This window comes from Streptomyces sp. NPDC059917, from assembly GCF_042730635.1.
Taxonomy (GTDB): domain Bacteria; phylum Actinomycetota; class Actinomycetes; order Streptomycetales; family Streptomycetaceae; genus Streptomyces.
Map to the genome: position 1 here is coordinate 39,404 of NZ_JBHWLC010000007.1, position 23,499 is coordinate 62,902.

A 23,499-nucleotide genomic window follows, 5' to 3' on the forward strand; every position below is an offset into this window, starting at 1 on the left:
CACCACCGCCGATGGGCGGGGTCCCCTGTACCGGGACCCCGCCCATCGGCCGCTCAGGACGCCTTCAGCAGCGCTCCGTCCTGCCATTTGAGGATCTTGTCGAAACTGACGACGGCTCCCCGGCCCGGGCGGTTGCGGAACCGGGCGTGATCGGCCAGCTCGGCGATCAGCGACAGCCCCCGGCCGTGCTCCGCCAGCGCGGGTCTGCGGCGGGACACCGTCGTGGGCGGGAAGCCCGGGCCCGAATCGCTCACCTCGATCCGGCAGCGGTCGCCGTCGAGATAGGCCGTGACGCGGTACGCCGCACAGGCCGCGGGATCGGCGGGAGCGGGCCCGACGCCTGCGGCGGGGGCGTCGTCGCCGTCCCCGGCCACCGGACCTCCGTGCTCCACGGCGTTCGCGCACGCCTCGCTCAGCGCCACCGACAGGTCGAAGGAGATGTCGGGGTCCACCCCCGCGGTCTCCATCGTCCCCAGCAGCAGTCGCCTGGCGAGCGGAACGCTCGCGGCCTCGCGCCGCAAGTGGAGAGACCACCAGATGCTCATACCGTTACCTATTGCCGCCCGGAGCACTGTGTAAGCCCCGTGCGGCCGTCGGAGCGCTCGTTCGGCCGATGCGACCCGCCCGGACGCCGGTGTATGCGACGGTCCGGGGCGCTGGCGGGCGGACTCCGTCCAGGGGGACTCAAGGGACCTTCCGGACCTGCCGTATGGGAGACCTAAGCGCAGTGCGATGATGGCCCGGCCATGACTGCCCCCCACACGATGCGTGCAGGAGCCGGGCTCCGGATCCTGCGGGCCGCGGTGTTCACCGCGGTCTGCGTCGTGCTGTCCGCCGTCGGGCACGCCCTCGCCTCGTGCGCCACCGTTCCCTGGTGGACGCTCTGCGCGGGGTTCCTGGCCGTGTTCGCGGTCGCCTCCCTGCTCGCGGGCCGTCGGCGCACCCTGCCGGGGCTCGCCGGCGCCCTCGCCGTGGGCCAGCTGGGGCTGCACACGCTGTTCGGCCTCGGCCAGCACGGCGCCGCCAGCGCATCCACCGGTTCCGCGGCCGCGGGCGCTTCCGCTCAGGCCGCCTCCGACACCTCGCTCGCGGCGCTCGCGGCCCGGCTGATCTGCGGGGGCAACTCCGTACCCCTCAGCCCGGCGGACGCCCGACAGGTGCTGGAGACCGCGGGCCTGAATCCGGCCGCGGTCGCCGTCCCCGCGCACGAAGCCCACGCCCACGTGGCGCAGGCGGTCACGGCTCCCTCGACCGGGCTGCTCAGCCTGCCGATGCTGCTGGGCCACCTGGCGGCCGCGCTGGTCGCCGGCTGGCTGCTGAGCCGCGGGGACGCGGCCCTGTTCCGGCTCGTCGAACTGTCCCGGCTCGCCGCACCGGCCGCCCCGGTCCGCGCCCTGCGGACCGCCCTGGCCCTCGTCCGGGCCCTGGGCGCCGGACTTCCGGGCACGCCCGGACGTACCCCGCGGGCGCCGCGCAGCACCCCGGACCGGGCCGTGGCCCCCGGCCGGACGGCACTCCACCACACGGTGATCAGGCGCGGCCCACCAGCGGCCCTCGCCCTCGCAGCCTGACGCGGCACCACCTCCACTCCCCGGGACACCCGGCGGAGCACCGGTGCCGCGAACTCCGCGCGCGCCTGTGCGCCGGAGCCACCGTCACCCCTGCTTCCGTGGAGTGTTCCTGCCATGAAGACCTCTCGCGTCTCCTTCGCCGCCGCCCTCGCCGCCGGTACCGTCCTCGTCCTGTCCGGCACCGCCTTCGCCCACGTCGGCATCCAGCCGGGCGAGGCCGCCAAGGGCGGCTACGCGACGATCAACTTCAAGGTCCCGAACGAGCGCGACAACGCCGCGACCAACAAGCTCGAAGTCAGCTTCCCGACCGACCACCCGCTCTCCTCGGTCATGCCGCAGGACGTCCCGGGCTGGACGGTCACCGTGGAGAAGAGCAAGCTCGACAAGCCGCTCACGGTCCACGGCAAGCAGATCAACGAAGCCGTCACCAAGGTGACCTGGACCGGCGGCAAGATCGAGCCCGGCAAGTTCCAGCAGTTCCCGCTCTCGATCGGCCAGCTCCCCTCGGACGTCGACAAGCTCACCTTCAAGGCCATCCAGACCTACGACAACAACGAGGTCGTGCGCTGGATCGAAGAGGCCAAGGAGGGCGCCGCCGAGCCGCAGAACCCGGCTCCCGTGCTCAAGCTGACGGCCGCGGCCGGTGGCGACCACCACGACGACGGTGCGAAGAAGGCCGACGAGGCCAAGAACACCGACCACGAGGACGGCGCCGGGAACACCGCGTCGGCCGGCTCCGACACGACCGCGCGCGCCCTCGGCATCGCCGGGATCGTCGTCGGCCTGGGCGGGGTCGCCTTCGGCGTGGCCTCGCGCCGTCGCACGTCCTGACCGACGTCCGCAGATATCCGAACCACCCCCGATCTCAGGGACATCCCATGCGCACCACACGTGTGACGGTCGCCGCCCTCGTGGCGGCGGCCGCCCTCGCCCTCACCGCCTGCGGCAGTGACACCGGCAAGAGCACGTCGCTCGCGGAGGTCAACGCCCCCGCCAAGAACAAGCCGGGTACCGTGCTCGACCGCCCCTTCGACAAGCCGGACCTGGTGCTCACCGACACCAACGGCAAGCCGTGGAGCCTGCGCGAGCAGACCAAGGGCAAGCCGACGCTCATCTACTTCGGCTACACCAAGTGCCCGGACGTCTGCCCGCTGACGATGAGCAACATCGCCGTCGCCAAGAAGGCGCTGCCCAAGGCCGACCAGGACAACCTCCAGGTCGTCTTCGTCACGACCGACCCCGACCGGGACACCCCCGAGTCCCTCGGTCAGTGGCTCAAGTCCCAGGACCCGGCCTTCATCGGTCTCACCGGGGAATTCGCCAAGATCCAGGCAGGTGCCCGCAGCCTCGGCATCGGCATCGAGGCCGCCAAGAAGGAGGCCAACGGCGACATCGTCTCCATGCACGGCGCGCAGGTCATCGCCTTCTCGCCGAAGACCGACGAGGGCTACGTCCTCTACGGGGAGTCGACCACCGTCGAGGACTACACCAAGGATCTGCCGAAGATCATCAAGGGAGAGAACCCGTGAACCGCCGCACCACCCGCACCATCGCCGCCGTCCTCTCCCTGTCGGCAGCGCTCGCCATATCCGGCTGCTCCTCCGATTCCGACGCGGGCGACGGCAAGCCCGAGCTGAAGGTCAGCGGCGGGTACATGCCCGAACCGATCGACGACAAGATGGCCGGCGCGTTCATGGTCATCAAGAACGACTCGAAGGCGGCGGACAAGCTCACCGCCGTGACGAGCACGATCTCGGGCGACGTGACGATCCACGAGACCAAAGACCAGAAGATGCAGCAGGTCCAGGCCCTCGACGTGCCGGCCAAGGGCGAGCTGAAGCTCGCGCGGGGCGGCGACCACATCATGTTCATGGGCCTGAAGAACAAGCCGAAGGTCGGCGACAAGGTGACCGTCGAGCTGCGCTTCGAGAAGTCGGACCCGGTCAAGGTCGAGTTGGACGTGAAGGAACGCACGTACCAGCCGCAGAAAACCAACTGACGGACCGAGGGACTGACACGCCATGACGGCCACCGCCCCCGCCCCTTCCACGGCCCGCACGGCCGCGGCGGCATTCCTGCCGCGGCTCCTGCTGGTCCTCGCCGCTCTGGCCGCGGCCCTGTTCACCGCGGCCGGACCGGCCTCGGCACATGCCGCGCTCACCGCGAGCGATCCCAGGGACGGGGCGGTGGTCGCCACGGCCCCCGCCCAGGTCACCCTCTCCTTCTCCGAGGCCGTCGCCATGAACGGCGACTCCATCCGGGTCATGGACCCCCAGGGCAAGCGGATCGACACCGGGGAGCTGCGCGACCTGTGCAGCGGCTCCACCATCCGCTACGGGACCGCGTTGCACAGCGGCCTGCCCAACGGCACCTACACCGTGGCCTGGCAGGCGGTCTCCGCCGACAGCCACCCGGTCTCCGGCGCCTTCACCTTCTCCATCGGCGCCCCCTCCGCGACCAGCGTCTCGCTGCCCTCGCAGGTGGCGGGCGGCGGACCGGTGGGCATCGCCTACGGCATCGCGCGCTACGCCGCCTACGGCGGGTTCGCCGTACTCGTCGGCGGCGCCGCCTTCATCCTGCTGTGCTGGCGCCGGGGCGCCGCCGAGCGGCCGCTGCAAAAGCTCGTACTGCGCGCCTGGGTGACGCTGACGGCCGCCACGCTCGCCATGCTGGTGCTGCGCAACCCCTACACCGGCTCGGGCGAATTCTCCGACGTCTTCGACCTCGACGGCCTCAAGGCCGTCCTGGAGACCAAGACCGGAGCCTCCCTGGTGTCCCGGCTGCTGCTGCTCGGCGCCGTGGCCCTCTTCATGGCCGTTCTCTTCGGTACCTTCGCCCGCAAGGTGCAGGGCAGCGGCGCGAGCGAGGAGGACGCCAAGGACACCAGCGACCTCACCTTCGGGCTGGCCATCGGCGGGGCCGTGGTCGCGGCCGGCATCGCCGCCACCTGGTCGCTGTCCGAGCACGCCTCCACGGGCATCCAGCCGGGCATCGCCATGCCGGTCGACATCGTGCACCTGCTGGCCGTCGCCACCTGGCTCGGTGGTCTCGCCGCGCTGCTGATCGCCCTGCACAAGGTCCCGGACATCGAGCGCGAAGCCATCCGGCGCTTCTCCCGCGTCGCCTTCGTCAGCGTCCTCGTCCTCACCGCCACCGGCGTCTACCAGTCCTGGCGCCAGCTCGGCAGCTGGTCCGCGCTGACCGGCACGGAGTACGGCCGGTACCTCCTCGTCAAGGTCGCTCTGATCGCCGTCCTGGTCGCCATCGCCTCCGTCTCGCGGAAGTGGACCGGCCGACTGGCCGGGGACGCGGCCGACCGCGCCCCGCAGGTCGTCGCCCAGCGCGATGTTTCACGTGAAACAGAGGCGGCGGTCACCGTCCCGCCGAGCGCCAAGCGCGCCGCCCAGCTGGCCCGTCAGCGCGCCGCCCGCGAGAGCGCGCGGGACAAGCGGATCCGGGACGCCGATCCCGATCGCGCGGGACTGCGCCGTTCCGTCCTCGCCGAGGCGGCCGTCGCCGTCGTCCTGCTCGCCGTCGCCACCCTGCTGACCGGCACCGAGCCCGGTCGGGCCGCCGAGCTGGAGGGCGGCCGCGAGGTCACCGCCGTACCCAACCGCGCCGTGAAGATCACCCTGCCCTTCGACACCGGCGGCCAGAACGGCAAGGGCAGCGTGCGGATCGAACTGGACCCGGGCCGGGTCGGCGCCAACAGCCTGCACGTCTGGGTGGACTCCCCGGACGGGCGGCCCTTCGACATCCCCGAGGTGAAGGTCGCCTTCACCCTCCCCGCCAAGGACATCGGCCCGCTGCCGCTCGCCCCCGATCACGCGGCGCCGGGGCACTGGAGCGCCTCCGGCGTCCAGCTGCCACTGGCCGGTGAATGGCGCATCGACGTGAGCCTGCGTACCTCCGACATCGACCAGACGACCGTCCAGAAGACCGTCAAGATCGGCTGAACAGCATGACCGAGAGCAACCCCGACATCGAGATCTCCCGGCGCCGGCTGCTGGGCACCGTTGGTGCCGCGGGCGCCACCGGTCTCGCACTCGGCGCCACCGGTGGCGCCCTCGTGCACGCCGCGCTCGCCGGGAACGACGGCAACGGCCCGACGCAGGCACTCGGCGCCACCGAGGTCGACTTCCACGGCGAGCACCAGGCCGGCATCACCACGCCCCTCCAGGCCAAGGGCCACGTCCTGGCCTTCGACCTGGCCCCCGGGGCGGGTCGCAAGGAGGCCGTCGCCCTGATGCGCCGCTGGTCAGACAGCGCCCGCCGGCTGATGGCCGGTGACACGGCGGGGGCGGCCGACTCGGGGATCGCCCTGGACGCCGGACCGTGCTCGCTCACCGTCACCTTCGGCTTCGGCCACTCGTTCTTCGACCGCACCGGCCTCACGGCGCGGCGGCCCACCGCGCTCGATCCGCTCCCCGAGTTCTCGGCGGACCGGCTCGACCCCCAGCGCGGCAACGGGGACCTGTGGGTCCAGATCGGCGCCGACGACGGGCTCGTCGCCTTCCACGCGCTGCGCACCCTGCAGAAGGACGCGGGGGAAGCGGCCCGTGTCCGCTGGCAGATGAACGGCTTCAACCGGACGCCGGGAGCCACGGCGAAGCCGATGACCGCCCGCAACCTCATGGGCCAGATCGACGGCACGGGCAACCCCAAGCCGTCCGAGGCCGACTTCGACAAGCGGATCTTCGTGCCCGGCGCCGGTCCCGGCCCGGCCGAACACGCGTGGATGGCCGGGGGCTCGTACGCCGTCGTCCGACGCATCCGGATGCTGCTCGACGACTGGGACAAGCAGCCGCTCGCCAAGCAGGAGCAGGTCATCGGTCGCAAGAAGGCGGACGGGGCGCCCCTGACCGGCGGCACCGAGACCACCAAGCTGGAGCTCGACAAGTTCGGCAGCGACGGCAAGCCGGTCATCCCCTCCAACGCCCACGCCCGGATCTCCGCCCCCGCGCAGAACGGCGGGGCCGCCATGCTCCGGCGCCCCTTCTCCTTCCACGACGGCATCGACTCCGACGGCACCCCCGACGCCGGTCTCCTCTTCATCTGCTGGCAGGCTGACCCGATGCGCGGCTTCGTCCCCGTCCAGCGCAAGCTCGACCGGGGGGACGCGCTGTCGGAGTTCATCCGCCACGAGGCGAGCGGGCTGTACGCCGTCCCGCGCGGCCCGCGCACCGAGGAGTACGTGGGACAGCCGCTGCTCGAAGGATGAACAGCACCTCGGGGCAAGGGGCAGCGGCATTAGGCTGATCACATGTCGGCCACCCGCTTCACGTATCTCGGTCCCGAGGGCACCTTCACCGAAGCCGCCCTGCGCACGCTGCCGGAAGCCGCGACCCGGGAACTCGTTCCCATGGTGTCGGTCCCGGCGGCACTCGACGCCGTACGGAACGGGGAGGCGGCAGCGGCCCTGGTTCCGATCGAGAACTCCGTGGAGGGCGGTGTCACCGCCACCCTCGACGAGCTGTCCTCCGGCGAGCCGCTGATGATCTACCGCGAGGTGCTGCTGCCCATCGCCTTCGCCCTGCTGGTGCGGCCCGGGACCAAGCTGTCCGACGTCAAGACGGTCACCGGGCACCCGGTCGCCCAGCCGCAGGTGCGCAACTGGCTGCGCGCCAACCTGCCCGACGCCGTGTGGGAGTCCGCCGCCTCCAACGCGGACGGCGCCCGGCTCGTCCAGGAGGGCCGTTTCGACGCCGCCTTCGCCGGTGAGTTCGCCGCCGTCACCTACGGGCTGGAACCCCTCGTCACCGAGATCCACGACGCGGAGAACGCCGAGACCCGTTTCGTCCTGGTCGGCCGACCGGCCCGGCCCGCGGCGCCGACCGGTGCGGACAAGACCTCCGTCGTGCTCTGGCTCGGCGAGGACCACCCCGGCGCGCTCCTCGAACTCCTCCAGGAGTTCGCCGTCCGCGGGGTCAACCTGATGCTGATCCAGTCCCGGCCGACCGGCGAGGGCATCGGCAACTACTGCTTCGCCGTCGACGCCGAGGGCCACATCTCCGACCGCCGGGTCAGCGAGGCCCTCATGGGTCTCAAGCGCACCTGCCCGCAGGTCCGCTTCCTCGGCTCCTACCCGCGCGCGGGCGTCGCTCTGAGTGAGGTGCGCGCGGCCCGCCCCGGCACCTCGGATGGCGATTTCACGGCCGCTTCCGACTGGCTGACCCGCTGCCTGGACGGCCGGGCCTAGCTCGCACACAGGACGGCGCCACTTATCCACAGAGTTATCCACAGGAGCATGTGGAGACCTGGGGACAAGTCGACAGTGCGGCACGACAAGGTCGACAAATCGGTCGGGGGCCCAGGTTTCGCGCTGGGGATCGGAGGGTGAACGGCGTCACCCGTACATCGCTGATCAACTCTTTGGGGCGAGCCATTCCCACCCGAATGAGTGTGTGAGGGGGGTTTGAACCCTGATTCGCCCCCGAGCCGCATCGCCCGGGAATGATCTCTTTTCGTGTCCACAGATACAGCGCACAGCCTGTGGATAAGCCGCCCGGGATCACAATTCCTGTGGACAAGAGGCCCCTTCGCCCCTGCTCAGCCACCGGGGCGGGGGCGGGCGATGCGCCCCATTTCGGGGATTCGGGCAGTTTTATCAGCCCGGGATCAGGGGTGGATCGGACCGGCACGGAGGTCCACTTCCGGCCACGCGCCAGGAGTTTTGCATTCGCGGCAATTGGGACATAGTGACACGCAGCGTTATATCGGTACGAGGCCTCGAAGACGGCCCGGTAGCCTGGTGGGGTGATTGACCTCCGGCTGCTCCGTGAAGACCCTGACCGTGTCCGCGCCTCGCAGCGCGCCCGTGGAGAGGACGTCGACCTCGTCGACGCACTGCTCTCCGCCGACGAGCGCCGCAGGTCCTCCGGCTCCCGCTTCGACGAGCTGCGCAATGAGCAGAGGTCGCTGGGAAAGCTGATCCCCAAGGCCTCGCCCGACGAGCGCGCCGAGCTGCTGAAGCAGGCCGAACAGCTCAAGACCAGCGTCAAGGCCGCCGAGGCCGAGCAGAACGAGGCGGACGAGACCGCCAAGCGGCTGCTGCTCCAGCTCGGCAACATCGTGCACCCGGACGTCCCCGTCGGCGGGGAAGAGGACTTCACCGTCCTGGAGACCCACGGCACCATCCGTGACTTCGGCGCGGAGGGCTTCGAGCCCAAGGACCACCTGGAGCTCGGCGAGTCCCTCGGCGCCATCGACGTCGAGCGCGGCGCGAAGGTCTCCGGCTCGCGCTTCTACTACCTCACGGGCGTCGGCGCCCTGCTGGAGCTCGCCCTGGTGAACGCGGCGATCGCGCAGGCGGGCGAGGCCGGATTCATCCCGATGCTCACCCCCGCGCTGGTCCGCCCGCGCGCCATGGAGGGCACCGGCTTCCTCGGCCAGGCCGCGGAGAACGTGTACCACCTGGAGAAGGACGACTTCTACCTCGTCGGCACCTCCGAGGTCCCGCTCGCGGCGTACCACATGGACGAGATCCTGGAGGCGGACCAGCTGCCGCTGCGCTACGCCGGGTTCTCGCCGTGCTTCCGCCGCGAGGCCGGCACGTACGGCAAGGACACCCGCGGCATCTTCCGCGTCCACCAGTTCGACAAGGTCGAGATGTTCTCGTACGTCGCACCGGAGGACGCCGAAGCCGAGCACCAGCGTCTCCTGGAGTGGGAGAAGCAGTGGCTCACCGCTCTGGAGCTGCCGTTCCAGGTGATCGACGTCGCCACCGGCGACCTGGGCTCCTCGGCCTCCCGCAAGTTCGACTGCGAGGCGTGGATCCCGACCCAGGGCAAGTACCGCGAGCTGACCTCCGCCTCGAACTGCAACGGCTTCCAGGCCCGCCGCCTGTCCGTGCGGATGCGCGAGACCAAGGACGGCAAGAAGGTCACCCGCCCGCTGTCCACGCTCAACGGCACCCTGTGCGCCGTCCCCCGCACCATCGTGGCCATCCTGGAGAACCACCAGCAGGCCGACGGTTCGGTCCGGGTGCCCCCGATCCTCCGTCCCTACCTGGGCGGCCGGGAAGTTCTGGAGCCGATCGCCAAGTGATCCCCGCACCGTTCCCGTACAAGCTCGTCGCGACCGATCTCGACGGCACGCTCCTGCGTGACGACGACACGGTCTCGGAACGCACCCGCGAGGCCCTGCTCGCGGCCACCGCGGCGGGTGCGGTGCACATCATCGTCACCGGACGCGCCGTGCCCTGGACCCGGCACGTGCTGGAAGACCTCGGCTACAAGGGCATCGCGGTGTGCGGGCAGGGCGCGCAGCTGTACGACGCCGGCGCCCGCAAGCTCCTCACCTCGGTGACGCTGGACCGGCAGTTGGCCGGTCTGGCGCTCGCCAAGATCGAGGCCGAGGTGGGGCCGCTGGCCCTCGCGGCGAGCCGTGACGGGGTGGACGGCGACGTGCTGTTCGGTCCCGGGTACCAGGTGCAGGAAGGGCTTCCGGCGGTGTACCTGCGGGACACCACCGAGGTCTGGACGGCTCCGCTCAACAAGCTGTACATCCAGCACCACGAGCTGGACGACGACGAGCTGGTCCGTGTGGCCCGCGCGACCGTCGGCAGTCTCGTGGACGTGGTGATGGCCGGACCGGGCGTCGTGGAGATCCTGCCGCTCGGCCTGAGCAAGGCCACGGGCCTGTCGCTCGCGGCCCGTCGGCTGGGAGTGAAGGCGGCGCAGACCATCGCCTTCGGCGACATGCCCAACGACATCCCGATGTTCGGATGGTCCGCGCACGGCGTGGCGATGGCCAATGCCCACCCGGAGCTGAAAGCGGTGGCCGACGAGGTGACCACCTCGAACCAGGCCGACGGCATCGCGGTGGTACTGGAGCGCCTGCTCGGCGCCGCCTGAGCACGAGGACCGCAGGGAAGGTCCGGGACGGCCCGCGCCGCGAGGCGCGCTCGAAGTGGCCGCCCCGGACCTTTTTGTTGCTCCCCGCACAGCTCACTCTGCCCCCGGTCCGGGTCCCTTACCAGCGAATTACCGCCGGTCGGCGGGGCGCGGACCGCTTCCTGTTTCACGTGAAACACGAGGGTGGTGCGCGTCGGAATGCACGTGCGGGTGCGGGTGCCGGGTGAGCGGCCAGGCGAGCAGGCCGATGGAGAGCGCGATGGCGTGCCCGGCGTCCGTGAAGGTGCCGCCGGTGAGCAGCGGGAGCCCGAAGAAGGCCACGGCTCCGGCCAGGTAGAACCACCGCCAGGGGTTCGGCAGGCGGTAGACGAGGACGCCGATGGCCGCGGCGAGGCCGTAGCTGACTCCGATGTCGACGACGTGGGCCATGCTCCGTGGAGCACGGTGGTCCTGGATCGCGGTGAGGACCAGTTTCTGGCTGATCAGCGTCGCGACGACGTGGGCGCTGGCGACGATCATCAGCCAGCGCAGGGTGCCCAGCCAGCGTTCCACCGAGGCGTGGAACACCTCGAAGAGCACGGCGTAGAGGGCCAGCGAGGCCGGGTTCTCGATCCAGAAGGCGCTGCCGATCAGCGCCTGGAAGGGGTGCTTGACCAGCTGGTGGATGTTGCTGCTGTTGCGGTGGAAGAGGAAGTGGTCGACCGCGTCGGGGGAGACGGCCACGATGATGCTGGTGACGGCGATGATCAGGAGCCAGACGTGCGTACCGGGCGAGGCCCGGACCCAGGACCACAGGGGCCTGGAGGGCTCGGGCTCGGAGTGCGACAGCATGTCCCGATCATGACGCGCAAACCTGTGCCCCGCCCGGCATGTGGGCCGGGCGGGGCACAGGTGACGCGGTGCGGTGCGGCGGGTCCTACTCCTCGCCCGCCAGGGTCAGACGGCGCAGCCTCTGACCGGCGTAGAGGGTGGCGCCCACGGTGACGGCGACGAGCAGGAGCGCCGCCGTGGTCAGGCCGACGGAGGAGTCGACGTACCCGGGACCGGCCACCTTCTCGGCGAGCGCGAGCGCCCACTGCTGGACGCTCAGGGTCTTCGCTCCCTCGACCAGGCTGCCGAAGAGCGACTCCCAGATCAGGGCGTAGACCAGGCCGAAGACGACCGCGTGCCGGCTCACGGTGCCCAGCAGCAGGAACAGCGCGCTGTAGGCGATCGAGGCGACGAGCGCCGCGACGGTGTAGGCGACGGCGATCTGCTGACCGTTGCCGTTGAGGATGAACCCGGCGATCAGGGTGGGGATCGCGGAGAAGGCCATGGTCACGGCGATCGCGACGATCAGCTTGGTCATGATGATCGTGGGCCGCTTCACCGGCTTGGCGAGCAGGTAGACGATCGAGCCGTCGTCGATCTCCGGTCCGATGGCGCCCGTACCGGCGATGACGCCGATCAGCGGAACCATCGTGGCGAGGGCGAAACCGCCGAGCAGATCGGCGGCGACCTTGTCGTCGACGCCGGTCAGGGCACGGACGGCGATGGCGATGACGATCAGCAGGGCGGGCAGCGCGAAGAGGATCAGCGCGCGGCGCCGGCCGAGCAGGGCTCGGTAGGTGAGCCGGGCAACGGTGGGGTTGTACATCGGGTGCCAGCTCCTTTCAGGCCGCGACGAGGTAGGAGAAGACCGATTCGAGGGACTCGTCGGAGGGCGAGACCGTCATCAGTCGGATGCCGTGCGCGCGGGCGACCCGCGGGAGCAGCTCGGTGAAGCGCCCGAAGTCGACGGCTTGGATCCGCAGGGCGCCCTCCTTGAGGTCGACCTCGATCCCGGCGGTCGACGGATCGGCGATCAGGGCCGCGGCGAGCGCCCGGTCGTCGGAGGAGCGGACCAGATAGCGGTGCGGGCGGTCCGTCATCAGCCGGCGGATCTTGCGGAAGTCACCGGAGGCGGCGTGCCGCCCGGCGACGACCACCTCGATGTGGGAGGCGAGCTGTTCGACCTCCTCCAGGATGTGGGAGGAGAACAGGACGGTGCGGCCTTCGTCGCCCATGCGCCGCAGCAGCTCCATGAGCTGCATGCGCTGGCGCGGGTCCATGCCGTTGAACGGCTCGTCCAGCAGGAGCACGGACGGGTCGTGCACCAGGGCGGAGGCCATCTTCACGCGCTGGCGCATGCCCTTGGAGTAGGTCGAGATCTTGCGGTCCTGGGCGGACTCCATCTCGACGGTGGCCAGTGCCCGCTGGGCGGCCGCGTCGTCAAGGCCGTGCAGCTCGGCGTTGGCGACGACGAACTCCCGGCCGGTGAGGAAGTCGTACATGGCCTCGCGCTCGGGCACGACGCCCACGTTCTTGTAGACCTGCTCGTTGCGCCAGATCGGCGCCCCGTCGAGCTGGACGGTGCCGGTGGAGGGGGCGAGGAAGCCACCCATCATGTTGATGAGGGTCGACTTCCCGGCCCCGTTGGGGCCCAGCAGACCGGTCACGCCGGGACCGATGCGCATGGTCACGTCGTTCACGGCGACGACGTTCCCGAACCAGCGGGAAGCGTGGTCGATGTCGATGATGCTCACAGCCCGGCCTTCCGGTAGCGGGCCATCAGCGCGGCGTAGGAGCCGACGATGAGGCCGAGTACGACCAGCAGATAGACGAATCCGACGCCGACCGAGGGTCCTTCGCCGCCGGGGAACGCGGAGGCGCCGCCGAGGAAGGCGGTCTGGACGCCGTCGATCAGGGTGATCGGGGAGAACAGGCCCATCCACTGGACCGCTTCGGGCGTACCGGTGTTGTAGGCGACGGCCTGCACCGTGGTGACGGCGCCGTAGGGGATGATCAGCAGCCCGATCACGGCGGCGACGCCGAAGCCGCGCCGCGGGGTGAGGGCCGCGGCGACCAGCCCGAGGCCGGAGAAGAGCAGCGACAGCAGCAGTACGGACACCAGACCCTGCCCCAGTCCCTTCGCCTGGTGGGCGAAGTCGAACTTGGCCAGCAGAGCGCCGATGAACATGATCAGCAGCGGCGTGGCCGTGAGGATGAAGAGCGCGCTGGCCATCGCCGCGAACTTGGCGAGGACGTAGTCGACGCGTTCGATGGGCCGCGAGAAGTAGAGCGGGACCGTCTTGAACCGCAGGTCGCGGGAGACGGACTGGGGTGCCTGGGAGGCCAGGTACAACCCGATGATCATCTGCGTGGTCAGGGCGTACGTCGTGTACTTGATCGGCAGGTCCGTGTTGCCCGGTACCGCGATCGCCACCGCGACCATGATCAGCGCGGGGACGCACATCACCGCGAAGAGGATCATCGGGAGGACCTTCGACTTGGCCGAGCGGCCGAGCCCGTAGGAACCCCGGAGGGACTGGGAGAACAGCGAGGTGCGCGCGTAGGCGCGGCCGAGCCGGGAGCCCTCGTAGGACCGGTAGCCGATGTTGTGGATCTGGGTCGAGGTGTCAGGCGCCATCGGAACCGGCTCCCTTCTGCTGGTCGTGGTCGCGGAAGACCTCCGCGATGTGGTGGCGGCGCTGTTCCATCCGGACCAGGCCGAGACCGAGGTCGGACACGATGTCGCGGATGGTGTCGTTGGTCTCCTCGCCGACGGCCTCGACGAGCAGGATGTGGCCCGCTCCGGGCAGCCCCTGCTCCTGCGCCGCGTGGAGGGTCAGGCCCGCCCCGGTCAGCGCCTTGCGCAGCGCGGCGGTCCCGTCCGGGTGGGCGTCGGTGTCGGTGACCTCGACCGCGAGGGTGGTCGTGGTCTGGGTGAAGTCGCTCGTGGAGCTGGAGCGCAGCAGCTTGCCGCCGTCGACGACCACGACGTGGTCGCAGGTCCGCTCCAGCTCGCCGAGGAGGTGGGAGGTGACCAGGACGGAGATCCCGAAGTCGGTGTGGACGCGGCGGATCAGGTCGAGCATCTCGTCGCGGCCGACCGGGTCGAGGCCGTTGGTGGGCTCGTCGAGGAGGACCAACTGCGGGTCGTGGACCAGCGCCTGGGCCAGCTTGACGCGTTGCTTCATGCCGGTGGAGTAGCCGCCGATGGGGCGGTACCGCTCTTCGTAGAGCCCGACGTGGCGCAGCGTGTCGGCGGTCCGCTCGCGGGCGGCGGTCGGCGGCAGCCCCGACATGCGGGCCATGTGCACGACGAACTCGGTGGCCGAGACGTCGGGTGGCAGGCAGTCGTGTTCGGGCATGTAGCCGACGCGCTCACGGATGGCACTGCCATGCGTGGCGACGTCGAGCCCGAGCACGGCGGCACGGCCCTCGGTGGCGGGGGACAGTCCCAGCAGAATCTTGATCAGCGTGGACTTGCCGGCTCCGTTGGCACCCACGAGACCCGTTACGCCGGGCCCGATGTCCAGGGAGAGCCGGTCGAGGGCGGTCACTCGGGGGTACCGCTTGCTCAGGCTTTCGGTCGCGATGACAGTCACGGAACCGACGTTAGTGGCCGGGTCCGCGCGGATCGTCAGACCTGGAGCGGGACCCCGTCTCCGCCTTGAGGCGTACACGGCCTGTCGGAAGACTGATGCGGCTGTCCACATCGCAGAACTTTTCCACAGGTCCGTGCACGGGCCTTGACGTGATCTCCAAGCATTGTCACATTCATCAGTGTCAAGTTACGGACGCGTACAGCTACTCGGACGGACGGCTGGCATGGCAGGGGACACCAAGCAACGGAGCACCGCGCGGGCGGCCGCAGGACGGGCGCCGGGCGGACCGAAGACCGGCGCGGGGGCCGGACCACGGGCCGCCGATCTCGACGGATTCAGGGAAGTGCAGCGCCTGTCGTACGCGTGCGCCGAGGCGGTCGCGGCGCAGCTGCGACCCGGGGTGACCGAGCGCGAGGCGGCCCGCATGCAGCGCGACTGGCTGCGCGAGCGCGGGGTGCGGGACTGGTTCCACATGCCCTTCGCCTGGTTCGGGGACCGGACCGCCTTCGTGAACTTCAAGATCCCGCTCCAGTTCTTCCCCACCCACCGGAAGCTGGAGCCGGGAATGCCCTTCATCCTGGACATGGCACCGGTCTACAAGGGGTACACGGCGGACATCGGGTACTCCGGCTGCCTCGGGCTCAATCCCGTGCACGACCGGCTGCTGTCCGACCTGAAGGCGCACCGCGAGCTGATCCTGGAGCAGGTGCGCGAGCGGCGCTCGCTGCGCGACATCTACGAGGACGTCGAGCGGCTCATGGTCCGCCAGGGGTACGCGAACCGGCACCGCGCCTATCCCTTCGGGGTGATCGCGCACAAGGTGGACCGGGTCGCCGAGCGGCGCTGGTCGCCGACCGCCTTCGGCTTCGGCACCCAGGCCTTGAAGGGGCTGGCCAGTGACGCGCTGCACGGGCACCGTGAAGGATGGTCCCCGCTGTGGAGCCCGTACTCCTTCTCCGACCACCCGCCGCAGCCCGGCTTGTGGGCGGTGGAGCCGCACCTGGGCTTCCGCGGCACCGGCGCCAAGTTCGAGGAGATCCTGGTCGTGACCGACTCCCGGGATCCCGCGGAGGGCGCCTTCTGGCTGGATGACGATCTGCCGCACGTGCGGCGTTGGGCGGAGGAGAAGGCGGCGTGAGCGACATGGGACTGGCAGGAGCGCGGGAGCGCCGGGTGAGCACCGGCGGGATCGAGCTGTGCGTCGTGGAACTGGGCGACACCGAGCGGCCGACCGTGGTGCTGGTGCACGGCTACCCGGACAGCAAGGAAGTCTGGTCGGAGGTGGCCGCGCGCCTCGCGGAGCACTTCCACGTGGTGCTCTACGACGTGCGCGGGCACGGCCGGTCCACGGCGCCCGTGCCGCTGCGCGGCGGCTTCACGCTGGAGAAGCTGACCGATGACTTCCTCGCGGTCGCGGACGCGGTGAGCCCCGACCGCCCGGTGCACCTGGTCGGGCACGACTGGGGGTCCGTACAGGGCTGGGAGTTCGCGACCGTACGGCGCACGGAGGGGCGGATCGCCTCCTTCACCTCCATGTCGGGGCCCTCGCTGGACCACTTCGGGCACTGGATCAAGAAGCGGATGTCCCGGCCGACCCCGCGCCGGGCCGCGCAGCTGCTGGGGCAGGGCGCCAAGTCCTGGTACGTGTACATGCTGCACACCCCGGTGCTGCCCGAGCTGGCCTGGCGCGGGCCGCTCGGCAAGCGGTGGCCCGGGATGCTGGAGCGGCTGGAGAAGGTCCCGGCCGGTGACTACCCGACCGCTTCGCTCGCCTCCGACGCGGCGCACGGCGCCTGGCTCTACCGGGACAACATCCGTCCCCGGCTGCGCCGCCCGCGCACCGACGCCTACGCCCACGTGCCCGTCCAGCTGATCACTCCGACCGGGGACGCCTTCCTGTCCGAGCGGCTCTACGACGACCTGGAGCTGTGGGCACCCGATCTGCTGCGCCGGACCCTGCCGGCCAAGCACTGGATCCCGCGGACCCGCCCCGACCAGCTGGCCGCGTGGATCGGCGAGTTCGTCACCTCCCACGAGGAGCCCGCGACCCGCGCACCGGAGCGGAAGACCCCGGGGCGCTACGCCGACCGCTTCGGCGGGCAGCTCGTCCTGGTCACCGGCGCGGCCAGCGGCATCGGGCGGGCCACGGCCTTCGCCTTCGCCGAGGCCGGCGCCCGGGTGGTGGCCGTGGACCGCGACGGCGAGGGCGCCGCCCGCACCGCCGAGATGGCCCGGCTCGTGGGCGCCCCGCAGGCCTGGGGCGAGTGCGTGGACGTCAGCGACGAACAGGCGATGGAGAAGCTCGCGGCGAAGGTCGCCGCCGAGTACGGCATCGTCGACGTCCTGGTCAACAACGCCGGGATCGGGCTCTCCGGGCCCTTCCTGGAGACCAGCTCGGAGGACTGGAAGAAGGTCCTCGACGTCAATCTGTGGGGCGTCATCCACGGCTGCCGGATCTTCGGCAAGCAGATGGCCGACCGCGGCCAGGGCGGCCACATCGTCAACACCGCCTCCGCCGCGGCCTACCTGCCCACCAAGAGCCTGCCCGCCTACAGCACCTCGAAGGCGGCGGTGCTGATGCTGTCGGAGTGCCTGCGCGCCGAACTGGCGGGCCGCTCGATCGGCGTCTCGGCGATCTGCCCCGGCATCGTCAACACCAACATCACCGCCACCTCCCGGTTCACCGGGGTGGACGCGGCGGAGGAGAAGCGCCGCCAGCAGAAGTCCTCCCGGCTCTACGGCCTGCGCAACTTCCCGCCGGAGAAGGTCGCCGACGCGATCCTGCTCGCCGTGGTGAAGAACCAGGCGGTGGTCCCGGTGACCCCCGAGTCCAAGGGCGCCCGGTGGATGTCCCGCTTCGCCCCCGGTGCGCTGCGGGCCTTCGCGAAGCTGGAGCCCCGGCTGTGAGCGGGGCGTACCGGATCGCTCCGCGCCGGGTGGCCTTCGACTGGCGGACCACCCCGCTGCACTGGATACCGGACGAGCCCACCGCCACCCACGTGATCAATGTGCTGCACCTGCTGCTGCCCGCCGGGGAGCGGTGGTTCGTCAAGGTCTTCAAGGAAGCCCTGCCCCTGGTCACCGACCCCGGGCTGCGCCAGGAGGTCAAGGGGTTCATGGGGCAGGAGGCCACGCACAGCGTGCAGCACTCCTACGTCCTGGACCACCTCGCCGAACAGCGGCTCCCGACCGCGGAGTTCACCCGGTACGTCGACTTCCTCTTCGAGAAGCTGCTCGGCGAGACCCCGCCGTTCGGCGCGCCGCTGCCCGCGCAGGAATGGCTGCGCTTCCGGCTCTCGCTGATCGCCGCGATCGAGCAGTTCACGGCCGTGCTCGGCGACTGGGTGCTGCGCGCCGAGGGGCTCGACCGGGCGGGCTCGGACGAGATCATGCTGGACCTGCTGCGCTGGCACGGCGCGGAGGAGGTGGAGCACCGCTCCGTCGCCTTCGACATGTACCAGCACTGCGCGGGCACCGGCGCGGCCCGGTACGCGCGTCGGATCGAGGGCATGGCCGTGGTCGCCCCGGTGCTGGCCTGGCTGTGGGTGTGGGGGACGGCGTACCTGATACGCAACGACCCGGAACTCGCCGGCCGGCTGCGGTATTCGCTGCGCGCCCACAACCAGGCCGTGGCCAAGGGCCTGCTGCCGACCTGGAGAGAGCTGGGCGCGGCCATACCCCGGTACTTCCGGCGGTCGTACCATCCCTCGCAGGAGGGCTCGCTGCGCAGGGCGGTCGAGTACCTGACGACTTCGCCCGCCGCCCGCGCCGCGGCGGGCGCGGTCGGCCGAGCCGCCGTGTCGTAGGGCCTGTCGTGGGCCCTTGGTGGGCCTGTCGTGGGCCTGTCGTAGGGAGTGGGATTGTCCGATCAGGCGGTAGCCGAGTACCGGATCGAGGACCTGGCGCACCACAGCGGGGCGACGGTGCGCACGATCCGGGCGTACCAGGACCGAGGCCTGCTGCCGAAGCCGGAGCGGCGGGGCCGGTCGAACGTGTACCGGGACACGCACCTGGCCCGACTGCGCCAGATCGCCGACCTGCTGGACCGCGGCTACACCCTGGCCTCCATCAAGGAGCTGCTGGAGGCCTGGGACGCGGGGCGCGGGCTGGGCGGCGTACTCGGTCTGGTCGCCGAGGTGCACGGGCCGTGGACGGACGAGGAGGCGGCCCGGATCAGCCGGGCCGAGCTGAACGAGCGGTTCGGCGGCAAGCCGGACGACACCGCGGTGGACGAGGCCTGCGAGCTGGGTGTCCTGGAGCGGATCCCGGGGCGGGAGGACGAGTTCCTGGTCCCCTCGCCCCAGGAGCTGGCGGTGGCCGCCGAGCTGTACGCGGCCGGGGTGCCGCTGGCGGCGATCACCGGGCACCTGCGGGAGCTGCGCGGCCAGGTCGAGCACATCGCCTCGCGCTTCCTGGAGTTCACCACCGAGCACGTCTTCGCCCGCTACCTCGGTCACCACACCGACGCGACGGCCGCGATCGACCCCGCCTGCGCCGTGGAGCTGACCTTGACGGACGCGGCGGCGACCGCCGCGGCCGCCATGGTGCGCAGGCTGCGGCCGCTGGCCCAGCAGACGGTGGACGCCGAGCTGGCCCGGGCCATGCGGCTGTTCGCGACCCGGCACCTCCAGCGGCACCTGGGTACGGTCGGCCCGCCGCAGCCTCCCGGGCCCACTCCGGTCGTGCTGCCGGCCGAGACCGTACGGGCGGTGCAGGAGCTGGTCGGGGCCGATCACGTGGCGGCCTTCGTCCGGGCCGCGACGGAGCGGGAGTTGCAGGCGAGGACGATGAACGAGCTGGCGCGGCGCGGCGGTTAGTTTCCACAGGGCGGTCACCCGTTTGCCGACAAACCCCACCGAATCGGCTGTGGACAAGTGGGGATTTCCTGTGGACGGGCCCTCCGACGCCGACGCGGACGCCGACGCCGACATCGACATCGGGCGTACCGGACCGCGCCGACCCGCACCGGCCCGCACCGGCGTCGGCTCAGCCCGCGCGCGCGTAGTCGGCGTCGGGACCGGCCGCCACGCCCTCGTGCGCCACGACGACCACCTCGCCGACCCCGGCGCCGGCCCCGGGCCCCGAACCCGACTCCCCACCAGCACCAGCACCAGCACCCGAGTCAGCACCCGGCTCCGCACCCGCGCCCCGCCCGTACAAGAAGGCCGCGAGCAGCAGTCCCAGCACCCCGCCCACCAGCTGCGCCACGACGAAACCGGGCAGCGAGCGCGGCGCGATGCCGGTGAAGGAGTCGCTGAAGGCGCGCCCGACGGTCCCGGCCGGGTTGGCGAAGGAGCCCGAGGAGGTGAACCAGATCGCGGCGGCGATGTACGCGGCCACCGCCGCCGGGATCAGCCGCGACCGCCCGATCCGCCCCAGCCCCTGGATGACCAGGACCAGCCCGGCCGTGGCCACGACCTCGCCGACCAACAGGTGCCCACCGCCCCGCACCTGGGTGGCGAAGTTCCCCGGCACTCGCCCGAACATGGCCTCGGCGAGCACCGCGCCGCCGATCGCCCCCAGCGTCTGGGCCACGGTGTAGACGAGGGCCTCACGACCGCCCAGGCCCTCGCCCCCGCCCCGGCGCGCCCACCAGGAGGTGAGGCTGACGACGGGATTGAGATGCGCCCCGGACAACGGCCCGAGCAGCGTGATGATCAGGCCGAGGCCGATCGCCGAGGCCAGGGAGTTGGCCACGAGGGCCACGCCCACGTCCCGGCTCAGGGCGGCGGCCTGTATTCCGGAACCGATGACGACGACGAGGAGCCCACAGGTACCGATGAGCTCGGCGGCCGCGCGGCGCGGCAGCGAGGCCGCGACGGATGCGGTCACGACCGGTACGGCGGTCGCGGCTGATGCGGTCACCGCGGGTGCGGTCACGGCGGGTGCGGTCATGGTGTCTCCCCCAGGATTCAAGTCCAACGGAAAAAGTATTCCGTATACCGAAAGCGCGGTAGAGGGGTCTCACCGGGAGCCGGAGGGCCCGAGGGAACGTAAAGCCGTTGGCAGGCCGCCCTCCACCGGGCAACCTGGCGTCCATGGACGAGAAACGCACCGTGAAGGTGTCCAAATACGTCTCGAAACACCTGCGACATCAGCCGGAACGGATCGGACTGGTGCTCGACGCCCAGGGCTGGGTCGAGATCGACGACCTCCTGCGCGCGGCCGCGGACCACCGCTTCCCCATCACCCGCGCGGAACTCGACCACGTCGTCGCCGCCAACGACAAGCAGCGCTTCGCCGTGGCGGGCACCCGCATCCGGGCCAACCAGGGCCACACCGTCGACGTGGACCTGGACCTCCCCGAGGCCGAACCGCCCGCCTACCTCTACCACGGCACCGTCGCCGCCGCCCTGGACCCGATCCGCAGCGAGGGCCTGCGCCCCATGCGGCGCCACCACGTGCACCTGTCCCCCGACCGGGAGACCGCGACCCGGGTGGGCGCGCGGCGCGGTCGGCCGGTGGTGCTCAGCGTGGACGCGGGCGCGATGCGGGCGGCCGGGCACGTGTTCCGGATCAGCGCCAACGGGGTGTGGCTCGTGGACGCCGTCCCTCCGCAATTCCTCCGCCTGCCGTAGCCGGACGCACCCCACCCGGGCCCACCCGCCCCCGGGCCCCGGCCCCACTCGGGCGTCGCCGCCTACGAGCGGGCGCCGCTGCAACTGCGCCGGGCGATCGGCGACAACCCGGTGTCCGAGGTCCGACCGCCCTCGTCGAGGACCTGCGCCCGCTGCCGCAGGGGGCCGCGCCGGACTGGCTGCTGCCCCGCGCCGAGGCCGCACGGGACCAGCTGGCGTCCCGTCAGCCCAGCTGTGCGAGCCCCTCGGTGGCGATCTTCTCGAACACGTCCTGGTCCGCCGCGAAGTCCGAGTCGGGGATCGGCGCGTGGATCACCAGCTCGCTGAAGCCCAGCTCACGGTGGCGTCCCACGAAGTCGACGAACGCGTCGAGCGAGCTCAGCATCGTGTTCGCCTCGGGGGTGAAACCGGTCAGCAGGATCTTCTCGACCGACTCCGGATCCCGGCCGATCTCGGCACAGGCCTTGCCCAGCTTCTCGATCTGACCCCGCAGCGCCTGGACCGACTGCTCCGCGGTGCCCGCCTCGAAGAGCTTCGGGTCGCCCGTGGTCACCCAGGCCTGCCCGTGCCGGGCGGCCAGCTTCAGCCCGCGCGGGCCGTTGGCGGCCACCGCGAAGGGCAGCCGGGGCCGCTGGACGCAGCCGGGGATGTTGCGGGCCTGGTCCGCGGAGTAGAAGGTGCCCTCGTACGTCACCGACTCCTCGGTCAGCAGCCGGTCGAGCAGCGGCACGAACTCCGCGAAGCGGTCGGCCCGCTCGCGCGGGGTCCACGCCTCCTGCCCGAGCGCGGTCGCGTCGAAGCCGTTGCCCCCCGCCCCGATGCCGAGGGTGATCCGGCCGCCGGAGATGTCGTCCAGCGACATGAGGTCCTTGGCGAGGGTCACCGGGTGCCGGAAGTTCGGCGAGGTCACGAGGGTGCCCAGACGCATCCGCCCGGTCGCGGCGGCCGCGGCGGTCAGGGTGGGCACGGCGCCGAACCACGGGCCGTCGCGGAAGGTCCGCCAGGAGAGGTGGTCGTAGGTGTATGCGGTGTGGAAGCCGAGCTCCTCGGCTCGCACCCACTGGTCGCGGCCGCCTTCGTGCCAGCGACGTACCGGAAGAATCACAGTGCTCAGGCGCAGACTCATGCCTCAGAGCCTACGGCGGTCCGTACGCGGACCCCGTCCGCCGCGGCCCTGGTCGGGCCGGGCGGGCCCATGGGCGAAGATGGACCGGTGACCTCGGCTCCCCAGCGCCCGGACGGGCCCGCACCCACGCCCCGCCTCATCGCCACCGACCTCGACGGCACCCTGCTGCGCGACGACAAGTCCGTGTCCGACCGCACCGTCGCCGCCCTCGCGGCCGCCGAAGAAGCCGGGATCGAGGTCTTCTTCGTGACCGGCCGTCCGGCCCGCTGGATGGACGTCGTCGCCGAGCACGTGCACGGCCACGGCCTCGCCATCTGCGCGAACGGCGCCGCCGTCGTCGATCTGCACGCCGGCCGGGAGTTCGTCCAGGTCCGCGAGCTGCCCCGGCCCGACGCACTGGCCATCGTGCACGCGCTGCGCGCCGCCGCCCCCGGCAGCTCCTTCGCCGTCGAGCTGACCACCGGCATCCACTACGAGCCCGCGTACCCGCCCTTCTACCAGGACCCGGGTGCCACGGTGGCCACCGCGGAGAAGCTCCTGTACGCGGACCCGGACACGACGGCCGCGCCCGTGCTCAAGCTGCTCGCCCACCACCCCGAGCTGTCGCCGGACGCGTTCTTGACCCTGGCCCGGTCCGCCGCGGGGGAGTTCGGCTCGATCACGCGCTCCAGCCCGACCGCACTGCTGGAGATCAGCGGCCTCGGCGTGTCCAAGGCCAGCACCCTGGAACGCTGCTGCGCCGAACGCGGCATCTCCAGCGCCGAGGTCGTCGCCTTCGGGGACATGCCCAATGACGTGGAGATGCTGACCTGGGCGGGCACCTCGTACGCGATGGGCAACGCCCACCCCGCCGTGATCGCGGCCGCGTCCGGACGCACCGTCGCCAACAACGAGGACGGGGTCGCCCTGGTCATCGAGCAGATCCTGGCCGACCTGGCCCACCGCCCGCACTGACCCGCG

Annotated in this window: 23 protein-coding genes; 15 read left to right on the forward strand and 8 right to left on the reverse strand. The window is 71.4% G+C overall.

Features of this window, described 5'->3' with window-relative positions; translation table 11 throughout:
* Positions 1-53: 53 nt before the first annotated feature.
* Complete coding sequence (locus tag ACFWAR_RS06215; RefSeq protein WP_385773617.1) at positions 54-545, reverse strand: ATP-binding protein; 492 nt, start codon at positions 543-545, stop codon at positions 54-56.
* Positions 546-746: 201 nt separating this feature from the next.
* Between ACFWAR_RS06215 and ACFWAR_RS06220 the strand changes: the two genes are divergently transcribed.
* The 9 genes from ACFWAR_RS06220 (at position 747) to ACFWAR_RS06260 (ending at position 10,426) form a co-directional block, all read left to right on the forward strand.
* A complete protein-coding gene (locus ACFWAR_RS06220) occupies positions 747-1,571 on the forward strand; it encodes a hypothetical protein (RefSeq protein WP_385773619.1) in 825 nt (274 codons plus the stop codon).
* 114 nt (positions 1,572-1,685) lie between these two features.
* Positions 1,686-2,402: a YcnI family protein gene (locus tag ACFWAR_RS06225; RefSeq protein WP_385773621.1), complete on the forward strand. Its 717-nt coding sequence runs from the start codon at positions 1,686-1,688 to the stop codon at positions 2,400-2,402.
* Between the two features lie 47 nt (positions 2,403-2,449).
* A complete protein-coding gene (locus ACFWAR_RS06230; RefSeq protein ID WP_385773623.1) occupies positions 2,450-3,100 on the forward strand; it encodes an SCO family protein in 651 nt (216 codons plus the stop codon).
* Complete coding sequence (locus ACFWAR_RS06235) at positions 3,097-3,570, forward strand: copper chaperone PCu(A)C (RefSeq protein ID WP_385773625.1); 474 nt, start codon at positions 3,097-3,099, stop codon at positions 3,568-3,570. Before ACFWAR_RS06230 ends, ACFWAR_RS06235 begins: the two co-directional genes overlap by 4 nt.
* Positions 3,571-3,592: 22 nt before the next feature.
* Positions 3,593-5,527 (forward strand): copper resistance CopC/CopD family protein, encoded by a 1,935-nt coding sequence (locus ACFWAR_RS06240; protein ID WP_385773627.1) that lies wholly within the window; start codon positions 3,593-3,595, stop codon positions 5,525-5,527.
* Positions 5,528-5,532: 5 nt separating this feature from the next.
* A complete protein-coding gene (gene efeB / locus ACFWAR_RS06245; protein ID WP_385773629.1) occupies positions 5,533-6,792 on the forward strand; it encodes an iron uptake transporter deferrochelatase/peroxidase subunit in 1,260 nt (419 codons plus the stop codon).
* A gap of 42 nt (positions 6,793-6,834) precedes the next feature.
* A complete protein-coding gene (pheA, locus tag ACFWAR_RS06250) occupies positions 6,835-7,770 on the forward strand; it encodes a prephenate dehydratase (RefSeq protein ID WP_385773631.1) in 936 nt (311 codons plus the stop codon).
* Positions 7,771-8,327: 557 nt separating this feature from the next.
* Positions 8,328-9,617, forward strand: a complete 1,290-nt coding sequence (serS, locus tag ACFWAR_RS06255) for a serine--tRNA ligase (protein WP_385773633.1) — start codon at positions 8,328-8,330, stop codon at positions 9,615-9,617.
* Positions 9,614-10,426 (forward strand): HAD family hydrolase, encoded by an 813-nt coding sequence (locus tag ACFWAR_RS06260; protein WP_385773635.1) that lies wholly within the window; start codon positions 9,614-9,616, stop codon positions 10,424-10,426. The genes serS and ACFWAR_RS06260 overlap by 4 nt, the downstream gene beginning before the upstream one ends.
* Before the next feature lie 129 nt (positions 10,427-10,555).
* Here the strand turns inward: ACFWAR_RS06260 and ACFWAR_RS06265 are convergent, their stop codons facing one another.
* The 5 genes from ACFWAR_RS06265 to ACFWAR_RS06285 all read right to left on the reverse strand — a co-directional run bounded on the left by ACFWAR_RS06265 (position 10,556) and on the right by ACFWAR_RS06285 (position 14,835).
* Entirely contained in the window at positions 10,556-11,257 is a 702-nt protein-coding gene (locus ACFWAR_RS06265) for a rhomboid-like protein (RefSeq protein WP_385773637.1), read from the reverse strand.
* An 85-nt stretch (positions 11,258-11,342) separates the two neighbouring features.
* Positions 11,343-12,062, reverse strand: coding sequence for an ABC transporter permease (locus ACFWAR_RS06270; RefSeq protein ID WP_385773639.1), 720 nt, complete (start codon positions 12,060-12,062; stop codon positions 11,343-11,345).
* A gap of 16 nt (positions 12,063-12,078) precedes the next feature.
* Positions 12,079-12,990: an ABC transporter ATP-binding protein gene (locus tag ACFWAR_RS06275; protein WP_385773641.1), complete on the reverse strand. Its 912-nt coding sequence runs from the start codon at positions 12,988-12,990 to the stop codon at positions 12,079-12,081.
* Positions 12,987-13,874 (reverse strand): ABC transporter permease subunit, encoded by an 888-nt coding sequence (locus ACFWAR_RS06280; RefSeq protein ID WP_385773643.1) that lies wholly within the window; start codon positions 13,872-13,874, stop codon positions 12,987-12,989. Before ACFWAR_RS06280 ends, ACFWAR_RS06275 begins: the two co-directional genes overlap by 4 nt.
* The gene (locus ACFWAR_RS06285; protein ID WP_385773645.1) at positions 13,864-14,835 is read right to left on the reverse strand and encodes an ABC transporter ATP-binding protein; all 972 of its coding nucleotides are present in this window, start codon (positions 14,833-14,835) and stop codon (positions 13,864-13,866) included. The genes ACFWAR_RS06280 and ACFWAR_RS06285 overlap by 11 nt, the downstream gene beginning before the upstream one ends.
* Before the next feature lie 223 nt (positions 14,836-15,058).
* Between ACFWAR_RS06285 and ACFWAR_RS06290 the strand changes: the two genes are divergently transcribed.
* The 4 genes from ACFWAR_RS06290 to ACFWAR_RS06305 are packed head-to-tail and all read left to right on the forward strand — an operon-like array spanning position 15,059 to position 19,652.
* Entirely contained in the window at positions 15,059-15,973 is a 915-nt protein-coding gene (locus tag ACFWAR_RS06290) for a M24 family metallopeptidase (protein ID WP_385773647.1), read from the forward strand.
* Positions 15,974-15,978: 5 nt separating this feature from the next.
* Positions 15,979-17,742: an SDR family oxidoreductase gene (locus ACFWAR_RS06295; RefSeq protein ID WP_385773838.1), complete on the forward strand. Its 1,764-nt coding sequence runs from the start codon at positions 15,979-15,981 to the stop codon at positions 17,740-17,742.
* Positions 17,739-18,641 (forward strand): metal-dependent hydrolase, encoded by a 903-nt coding sequence (locus tag ACFWAR_RS06300; protein ID WP_385773649.1) that lies wholly within the window; start codon positions 17,739-17,741, stop codon positions 18,639-18,641. The genes ACFWAR_RS06295 and ACFWAR_RS06300 overlap by 4 nt, the downstream gene beginning before the upstream one ends.
* 54 nt (positions 18,642-18,695) lie before the next feature.
* A complete protein-coding gene (locus ACFWAR_RS06305) occupies positions 18,696-19,652 on the forward strand; it encodes a MerR family transcriptional regulator (RefSeq protein WP_385773651.1) in 957 nt (318 codons plus the stop codon).
* A 169-nt stretch (positions 19,653-19,821) separates the two neighbouring features.
* Here ACFWAR_RS06305 and ACFWAR_RS06310 read toward each other — a convergent pair whose 3' ends face one another.
* Positions 19,822-20,730, reverse strand: coding sequence for an aquaporin (locus ACFWAR_RS06310; RefSeq protein ID WP_385773653.1), 909 nt, complete (start codon positions 20,728-20,730; stop codon positions 19,822-19,824).
* A 143-nt stretch (positions 20,731-20,873) separates the two neighbouring features.
* On the opposite strand from ACFWAR_RS06310, the gene ACFWAR_RS06315 reads away from it, so the two are divergent.
* Positions 20,874-21,413, forward strand: a complete 540-nt coding sequence (locus ACFWAR_RS06315) for an RNA 2'-phosphotransferase (RefSeq protein ID WP_385773655.1) — start codon at positions 20,874-20,876, stop codon at positions 21,411-21,413.
* Positions 21,414-21,636: 223 nt separating this feature from the next.
* Here the strand turns inward: ACFWAR_RS06315 and ACFWAR_RS06320 are convergent, their stop codons facing one another.
* Positions 21,637-22,539, reverse strand: coding sequence for an LLM class flavin-dependent oxidoreductase (locus ACFWAR_RS06320; RefSeq protein WP_385773657.1), 903 nt, complete (start codon positions 22,537-22,539; stop codon positions 21,637-21,639).
* 69 nt (positions 22,540-22,608) lie between these two features.
* On the opposite strand from ACFWAR_RS06320, the gene ACFWAR_RS06325 reads away from it, so the two are divergent.
* Entirely contained in the window at positions 22,609-23,493 is an 885-nt protein-coding gene (locus tag ACFWAR_RS06325) for a Cof-type HAD-IIB family hydrolase (protein WP_385773659.1), read from the forward strand.
* Positions 23,494-23,499: the final 6 nt, after the last annotated feature.

Bases quoted from the DNA above. Each gene is read 5' to 3' on its own strand.
- ACFWAR_RS06320 (WP_385773657.1), bottom strand. From the start codon at position 22,539: ATGAGTCTGCGCCTGAGCACTGTGATTCTTCCGGTACGTCGCTGGCAC.
- ACFWAR_RS06225 (WP_385773621.1), top strand. From the start codon at position 1,686: ATGAAGACCTCTCGCGTCTCCTTCGCCGCCGCCCTCGCCGCCGGTACC.
- ACFWAR_RS06220 (WP_385773619.1), top strand. From the start codon at position 747: ATGACTGCCCCCCACACGATGCGTGCAGGAGCCGGGCTCCGGATCCTG.
- pheA (WP_385773631.1), top strand. From the start codon at position 6,835: ATGTCGGCCACCCGCTTCACGTATCTCGGTCCCGAGGGCACCTTCACC.
- efeB (WP_385773629.1), top strand. From the start codon at position 5,533: ATGACCGAGAGCAACCCCGACATCGAGATCTCCCGGCGCCGGCTGCTG.
- ACFWAR_RS06230 (WP_385773623.1), top strand. From the start codon at position 2,450: ATGCGCACCACACGTGTGACGGTCGCCGCCCTCGTGGCGGCGGCCGCC.
- ACFWAR_RS06215 (WP_385773617.1), bottom strand. From the start codon at position 545: ATGAGCATCTGGTGGTCTCTCCACTTGCGGCGCGAGGCCGCGAGCGTT.
- ACFWAR_RS06315 (WP_385773655.1), top strand. From the start codon at position 20,874: ATGGACGAGAAACGCACCGTGAAGGTGTCCAAATACGTCTCGAAACAC.
- ACFWAR_RS06240 (WP_385773627.1), top strand. From the start codon at position 3,593: ATGACGGCCACCGCCCCCGCCCCTTCCACGGCCCGCACGGCCGCGGCG.
- ACFWAR_RS06290 (WP_385773647.1), top strand. From the start codon at position 15,059: ATGGCAGGGGACACCAAGCAACGGAGCACCGCGCGGGCGGCCGCAGGA.
- ACFWAR_RS06270 (WP_385773639.1), bottom strand. From the start codon at position 12,062: ATGTACAACCCCACCGTTGCCCGGCTCACCTACCGAGCCCTGCTCGGC.
- ACFWAR_RS06325 (WP_385773659.1), top strand. From the start codon at position 22,609: ATGGGCGAAGATGGACCGGTGACCTCGGCTCCCCAGCGCCCGGACGGG.
- ACFWAR_RS06280 (WP_385773643.1), bottom strand. From the start codon at position 13,874: ATGGCGCCTGACACCTCGACCCAGATCCACAACATCGGCTACCGGTCC.
- ACFWAR_RS06295 (WP_385773838.1), top strand. From the start codon at position 15,979: ATGGGACTGGCAGGAGCGCGGGAGCGCCGGGTGAGCACCGGCGGGATC.
- ACFWAR_RS06310 (WP_385773653.1), bottom strand. From the start codon at position 20,730: ATGACCGCACCCGCCGTGACCGCACCCGCGGTGACCGCATCAGCCGCG.
- ACFWAR_RS06265 (WP_385773637.1), bottom strand. From the start codon at position 11,257: ATGCTGTCGCACTCCGAGCCCGAGCCCTCCAGGCCCCTGTGGTCCTGG.